A 6262-nucleotide genomic window follows, 5' to 3' on the forward strand; every position below is an offset into this window, starting at 1 on the left:
GGTCATGAACAGCGGCTTCGCGCCGACCACGACGATGTCGTCGACCACCATGCCGACGAGGTCCTGCCCGATCGTGTCGTGCTTGTCGATCGCCTGGGCGATCGCGACCTTCGTGCCGACGCCGTCGGTGCTGGTCGCCAGCAGCGGCTTGTCGTACGCCTTGAAGGCGGTCGCGTCGAAGAGTCCGGCGAATCCGCCGACGCCGCCGAGCACCTCGGGGCCGTGGGTACGACGCACGGCCGACTTCATGAGTTCGACGGCGAGGTCGCCGGCGGCGGTGTCGACGCCGGCTGCCGCGTACGGGTTCACGGGCGATTCGGGGCGGGAGGGGGCATCGCGATCGGAGGAGGCCACGTCTCCAGCCTACCGGCGGCCTGCCTGAGCGGACGCCGGATGTCCGGCCGCCCGCGCCACGCCCCGCCGGTGCCCGGCGAGGCGCCGGGCGGCGGCATCCGGAGGGTCCGTGAAACCCGCCGCGGCAGCCCGCCGCCGACCTAGAATGAGGGGTATGGGAGGCGCCGGTGCTCCGGAGTGGCTGATCCGCGAAGACGCCGGTCAGCCGATACTTCTTGCCCTCTATCTGCGTCAGGTGCTCGGCATCCGCTCACCCGAGGAGCTGCCGCATCTGCGCGGCATCCCGCTGCGGGCGAACGATCGCAGCGCGCAGGCGCAAGAGACCCTCGAGCAGCAATGGCGCGCCTACTGGGCGATGACCGTCGAACCGCAGGCGCACCCCTCGGCGGTGCCGCTCGAGCTGGTCGACGAGTTCGGCATGTCGCTGGCGCTGCCGGCCGAGGGCGCCGAAGCACTGCGTGCCGCCGTCGTGCCGCATGCGGCAGAGGCCCTCGCGTTCGCGCAGTCCGCGGCCGAGCGCTATCGCAGAGAGGCGTCGCACAGCACGGGCACGAGCTACCGTGCCTATGCCGGAGCGATCGCGGAGCACGAGCGGCAGGTCGGCCGTCGCGCGCACGCCTTCGAGCTCAACGTGCAGGTGCTGCCGCTGAATCAGCGCGGCGTGTGGTGGATCGGCGCGCTCACGATCGCCGTCACCGACGGGCTGCGCGGCGACGTCGCCGCCTTCGACGCCGCGATCCACCCGATCATCGCCGAGCTGGCCTGACGTCGAGCGGGGTCAGTGCCCCGGGCCGTTGCCGTTCGTGCCGGGCTCCGGGTCGACGTGCACCGACTTGTGGTCGACCGCGACCTCGTGCGTGTGCTTGCGCGAGCGACGGTCGAGCGCCAGCGCCAGGATGCCGGCCAGCGCGATGCCGACCGGTGCGCAGATCAGCACGAGGAACCCGAACACCTGGCCCTGCGAGTACTCCATGCCGGTGTTGGGGCTGGCCTCGGCGGTGCCGTTGAACGCGAACGTGAGGATCATCGCGACGAAGACGCCGACCAGCGCTCCGAGGATCAGGAACACCGAGATCTTCGGCGCGCGGCGCACGCGCACCGTCTCGATACGGTCCTGGCTGTGCTCGGGCATGGCTCCATTGTCCCACCCGAAGCCCGGGAGCGCGCCCGGGTCAGGGACGCAGCGGCAGCAGGTCCGAGATGTCTGCGCGGGTTCCCGAGGCGCTGATGCGGCCGGCGGCGGCGGCATCCGCCCATTCCTCGGTGCCCGTCGCCAGGGCGATCCACGTGGCGGCGTCGGTCTCGACGACGTTCGGGGGCGTGCCGCGGGTGTGCCGCGGCCCCTCGACGACCTGCACGGCGCCGAACGGCGGCACGCGCACCTCGACCGAGTTGCCCGGCGCCTTCTCGACCAGCAGCTGCAGCAGGTAGCGCACCGCCGTCGCGGTGTCGGTGCGGGACGGCGGAGTGGATGCCGCCACCGCCGCCGCGACGGCGCTCAGCGCCGCGCGCCCGTCGTCGGTCGAGATCCTGCGGGTGGCCATCACTCCACGCTACCCGCACAGGATTCAGGAGGAACGACGGATGCGGCGACGCGCGGGGAACGGGGAACAGCGTTTCTCCTGAATTCTCGACGCTGGTGGGCCCTGAAACCCCGCAGGACCCGCCGGTAGGCTGATCGGGTGAAGATCCTGGTCCTCGGTTCGGGCGCGCGCGAGCACGCCATCATCCTGGCGCTGCGGTCGGAGGAGGCCGAGCACGAGATCTTCGCCGCCCCCGGCAACGCGGGCATCGGGCAGCACGCGCAGCTCGTGGCGCTCGACGCGAACGATCCCGTCGCCGTGACCAACTTCGCCAACGAGAACAGCATCGACCTCGTCATCGTGGGCCCCGAGGCGCCGCTCGTCGCGGGTGTCGCCGACGAGGTCCGCGAGCGCGGCATCCCCGTCTTCGGGCCCAGCCGCATGGCCGCGCAGCTCGAGGGTTCGAAGGCGTTCGCGAAGCGGATCATGGATGCCGCCGGCGTGCCCACCGGACGCGCCGTGCGTGCCACGACCCGGGCCGAGGTCGAGGCCGCGTTCGACGACCTCGGCGCCCCGCACGTGGTGAAGGCCGACGGCCTGGCCGCCGGCAAGGGCGTCATCGTGACGTCCGACCGCGAGGCCGCCCTCGCGCACGCCGACGCCTACCTGCCGTCGGGCGCGGTGTTGGTCGAGGAGTTCCTCGCCGGCCCCGAGGTGTCGCTGTTCTTCCTCAGCGACGGGGACCACGTGCTTCCGCTGAGCCCGGCCCAGGACTACAAGCGGCTCCTCGACGGCGACGAGGGCCCGAACACCGGCGGCATGGGCGCCTACTCGCCGCTGCCGTGGCTCGACGGCCGCTTCGGCAGCGAGGCCGAGTTCGTCGACCTGGTCACGCGCGAGGTCGCCGAGCCCGTGATCCGCCAGCTCGACGCCGAAGGCACGCCGTTCATCGGCCTGCTGTACGCGGGCCTCATCCTCACCGATGCCGGCGTGAAGGTCATCGAGTTCAACGCCCGCTTCGGCGACCCCGAGACCCAGGTCGTGCTGCCGCGCCTGGTCGACCCGCTGTCGGAGCTGCTGCTCGCGGCCGCGTCGGGACACCTCGAGGACCAGCCGCGGCCGGCGTTCGCCGACGACGTCGCGGTGACGGTCGTGCTCGCCAGCGAGGGCTACCCCGAGGCGCCGCTGACCGGCCGCTCCCTCACCGGACTGCGCGCGGCGGAGGCGGTCGACGGCGTGCACCTCGCCCACGCGGCGACGGCCGAGACGGACTGCGGGCTGGTGGCCACCGGTGGCCGCGTGCTCAACGTCGTGGGCGTCGCGACGACGTTCGCTCAGGCGCGGGAGAGGGTGTACCGCGCACTCGGCGAGATCGGGCTGGAGGGCGGGCAGCACCGCACCGACATCGCAGCCCGTGTCGCCGAAGGCCTGTGAGCCCCCGGCGACAAGCCGTGCGATGACCGGCTAGCTGCGTCGGATGTAGCGCAGCAGCCAGGCGATGATCGCGATCACGATGATCACGATCCCGATCCACAGCAGGAACTTCGCCGCCTCGACGAACACGCCGAGCAGCAGCAGCACGATTCCGACGATGAGCAGGATCACTGCGAGTGAGGTCATGACGTCATCCTGACCCGAGGCCGAGGCGGCGCGCGACGGGTTGACAACGCGCCTCGGGCGCGCAAGCCCACTCCCGTCGAACAGGGCGCGAAGAAGGGATGCCGCACCCCCTCGGAGCCGCTGCCTCGGCCGATCGGCTGAGGCGGTCCGGACCACGCGGCCGATGTGCGGCGCCCCGCCCGGCCGCGAGCATGGCGGCATGACCTCACACTCCCTCGCAGCCCCGCGGGCGACCGTCCGCGGCACGTGGAGAGGCCGCCTCGTCCCGGCGGGCCTCATCGCCCTGAGCCTCGTGCCCGTCATCGCGGGTGCCGCGCGCGTCTCACAGCTCGCCGGCGGCGGCCCGGTCACCGCGGCGAACGCCCGCTTCTTCGACTCGCCCGTGCCGGTGATCGTGCACATCGTCGGCTCGAGCGTGTTCCTGCTGCTGGGCGCGCTGCAGTTCGCCCCGGAGCTCCGCCGTCGCACCTGGCACCGGCGCGCGGGTCGGCTCGTCGCGCCTGCCGGTCTGCTGTCGGCCGGATCGGCGGCCTGGATGACGCTCTTCTACCCGCTGCCGCCCGAAGTCACGGGGCCCGGGCTGTCGCCGCTGCGCCTCGTGCTCGCGGCGGTCATGGCGGGCGGCATCGTCGTCGCCTTCGCGGCGATCCGCCGCGGGGACGTGCGCACGCATCGGGCGTGGATGATGCGCGCGTACGCGATCGGGCTCGGGGCCGGCACGCAGGTGCTGACCTTCCTGCCGTGGACCCTGCTCGTCGGCGCGCCGAGCCCGGTCGGGCACACGCTCCTCATGGCGGCCGGCTGGGCCATCAACCTCACCGTCGCCGAGATCGTGATCCGACGCTCGCCGACGCCTCGCGCCGCCAGGTCCGCCCTCCCGAGTGCCCCGTCTGCGCCGCCCCTATCATGAGGGCATGACGAGCCCGGTGCGCGCTCTCTGGGACGCCCCGAGGGCCGTCCCGGCACCGCCGCGGTTCGTGTGGCGCGATGCGGTGCTCGTCGGCGCGGTCGTCGTGGCGGCGCTGCTCGAGGCGGCGCTGCGGACCGACGTGCCGTGGCGATGGCCGTGGGCGGTCGCACTCATCGGCCTCTCGGCCGCGCTTCTCTGGCGGCGGACGCACCCGCTCGCCATGCTCGCCGTCGCTCTGGTCGCGGGGACGGTCATGGGCTGGGCCGCCGGCGGGGACCCCCGGCTGTTCACGACGGCGTACTTCCTCGTGCTGCTGTACGCGCTGTTCCGGTGGGCGAGCGGCCGCGAGATGATCCTCGGCGGCGCGCTCGTGGTGCTCGGCACTGCGCTCTCGCTCACCACCGCCGGCACGACCCTGGGCGACATCGTCGGGGGCATCGCGGTGGCCGTCGCCACGGCGTCCCTCGGCGTGGCGCTGCGCTGGCGGGCGCGGGCGCGTGCCCGCGACCTCGAACAGGCGCGCCTGGCCGAGCGGGTGCAGCTCGCCCGCGATCTGCACGACACCGTGGCCCACCACGTGTCGGCGATCGCGATCCAGGCGCAGGCGGGCACGCTCGTCGTCGCGAAGGATCCGGCGGCCACCGCGCAGGCGCTGCGCACGATCGAGGCCGAGGCGACGCAGACCCTGCGCGAGATGCGTGCCATGGTCGGCGTGCTGCGCGCCGACCACGCACCGCTGTCGCCCACGCCGGGCCTCGCAGACCTGCAGGCGCTGGCTGTCGCCGATGGCACGGCGCCCCAGGTCGCGGTCCGGGTGCAGGGCGACCCCGTCGAGGTGCCGTCGCCGGTCGCCGCCGCGGTGTTCCGTCTCGCTCAGGAGGCTGTCACCAACGCCCGGCGCCACGGCCACGGCGTGCGGCGGATCGACATCGATGTGAACATAACGGCCGACGGGCTGCAGCTCACCGTGGACGATGACGGCAAGGGGGCGGCGTCCACCGCTCCCGGCTACGGGATCCGCGGCATGCAGGAGCGCGCCGCGATGCTCGGCGGCCGGTGCGAGGCCGGACCGCGCCCGGACGGCGGGTGGCGGGTGGCGGTGTCGCTGCCGAGAACCGGGTGGGGCGCATGAGCATCAGGGTCCTGCTGGCCGACGATCAGGACCTCGTGCGCACGGGCCTGCGCATGATCCTCGACGCGCAGGACGGGATCGAGGTCGTGGGCGAGGCGGCCGACGGCGCGGCCGCCGTCGAGCTGGCACGGCGGCTGCGGCCCGACGTCTGTCTGGTCGACATCCGGATGCCCGTGATGGACGGGCTCGCGGTGACGCGAGAGCTCGCAGGACCCGACACCACCGATCCGATCCCGGTCGTGGTGATCACGACGTTCGACCTCGACGAGTACGTGTACACCGCACTGCGCACCGGGGCGCGCGGCTTCGTGCTCAAGGACTCCGGCCCCGACCTGCTCGCCGAAGCGGTGCGGGCGGCATCCCGCGGTGACGCCCTGATCGATCCGGCCGTGACCGTGCGGCTGCTCGAGGCGTTCGCCGGATCGGCGCCGCGCACCTCGCGTCCGCCCGCGAGTCCGCTCACCGGACGTGAAGAGGCCGTGCTCGCAGCGGTCGCCCGCGGGCTCGGCAACACCGAGATCGGCGACGACCTGCACATCTCGCTCAGCACCGTGAAGACGCACCTCGCGAGCATCATGGCCAAGACGGGCACGCGCAATCGCGTCGAGCTCGCCGTGTGGGCGCACGAGCGCGGTTCCCGCACCTAGCTGACGGGACCCCGCGCGAAGAGCGGATGCCTCGACCCCGCCGGTGCGGCGGTCGAGGCATCCGCTCTTCGAGGTC

At 73.2% G+C, this 6262-nt stretch carries 9 protein-coding genes; 5 read left to right on the top strand and 4 right to left on the bottom strand.

Annotated elements, in window-relative coordinates:
* The coding region (locus ACTHNQ_RS09305) for an AIR synthase related protein (protein WP_440333089.1) at window positions 1-249 on the bottom strand (249 nt) is incomplete at its 3' end.
* 259 nt (window positions 250-508) lie between these two features.
* Between ACTHNQ_RS09305 and ACTHNQ_RS09310 the strand changes: the two genes are divergently transcribed.
* Complete coding sequence (locus ACTHNQ_RS09310; protein WP_018173845.1) at window positions 509-1120, top strand: hypothetical protein; 612 nt, start codon at window positions 509-511, stop codon at window positions 1118-1120.
* A gap of 12 nt (window positions 1121-1132) precedes the next feature.
* Here ACTHNQ_RS09310 and ACTHNQ_RS09315 read toward each other — a convergent pair whose 3' ends face one another.
* Together ACTHNQ_RS09315 and ACTHNQ_RS09320 are read right to left on the bottom strand one after the other, a co-directional pair.
* Entirely contained in the window at window positions 1133-1486 is a 354-nt protein-coding gene (locus tag ACTHNQ_RS09315) for a potassium transporter Trk (protein ID WP_440333077.1), read from the bottom strand.
* A gap of 40 nt (window positions 1487-1526) precedes the next feature.
* Window positions 1527-1898, bottom strand: coding sequence for a sterol carrier family protein (locus tag ACTHNQ_RS09320; RefSeq protein WP_440333079.1), 372 nt, complete (start codon window positions 1896-1898; stop codon window positions 1527-1529).
* 138 nt (window positions 1899-2036) lie between these two features.
* Here ACTHNQ_RS09320 and purD point away from each other — a divergent pair, with 138 nt between their 5' ends.
* Complete coding sequence (gene purD / locus ACTHNQ_RS09325; protein WP_440333081.1) at window positions 2037-3311, top strand: phosphoribosylamine--glycine ligase; 1275 nt, start codon at window positions 2037-2039, stop codon at window positions 3309-3311.
* A 30-nt stretch (window positions 3312-3341) separates the two neighbouring features.
* Here purD and ACTHNQ_RS09330 read toward each other — a convergent pair whose 3' ends face one another.
* A complete protein-coding gene (locus ACTHNQ_RS09330) occupies window positions 3342-3497 on the bottom strand; it encodes a hypothetical protein (RefSeq protein WP_018173841.1) in 156 nt (51 codons plus the stop codon).
* A gap of 199 nt (window positions 3498-3696) precedes the next feature.
* On the opposite strand from ACTHNQ_RS09330, the gene ACTHNQ_RS09335 reads away from it, so the two are divergent.
* Genes ACTHNQ_RS09335 through ACTHNQ_RS09345 form a run of 3 tightly spaced genes read left to right on the top strand, consistent with a single transcriptional unit; the run spans window position 3697 to window position 6186 of the window.
* Window positions 3697-4407 carry a DUF2306 domain-containing protein gene (locus tag ACTHNQ_RS09335; RefSeq protein ID WP_440333083.1) on the top strand — a complete coding sequence of 237 codons (711 nt, stop codon included), beginning with the start codon at window positions 3697-3699 and terminating at the stop codon, window positions 4405-4407.
* Between the two features lie 4 nt (window positions 4408-4411).
* Window positions 4412-5539: a histidine kinase gene (locus tag ACTHNQ_RS09340; RefSeq protein ID WP_440333085.1), complete on the top strand. Its 1128-nt coding sequence runs from the start codon at window positions 4412-4414 to the stop codon at window positions 5537-5539.
* Window positions 5536-6186: a response regulator gene (locus ACTHNQ_RS09345; RefSeq protein ID WP_440333087.1), complete on the top strand. Its 651-nt coding sequence runs from the start codon at window positions 5536-5538 to the stop codon at window positions 6184-6186. Before ACTHNQ_RS09340 ends, ACTHNQ_RS09345 begins: the two co-directional genes overlap by 4 nt.
* Window positions 6187-6262: the final 76 nt, after the last annotated feature.

The sequence above is a fragment of the Microbacterium sp. genome (assembly GCF_051953575.1).
GTDB lineage: Bacteria > Actinomycetota > Actinomycetes > Actinomycetales > Microbacteriaceae > Microbacterium.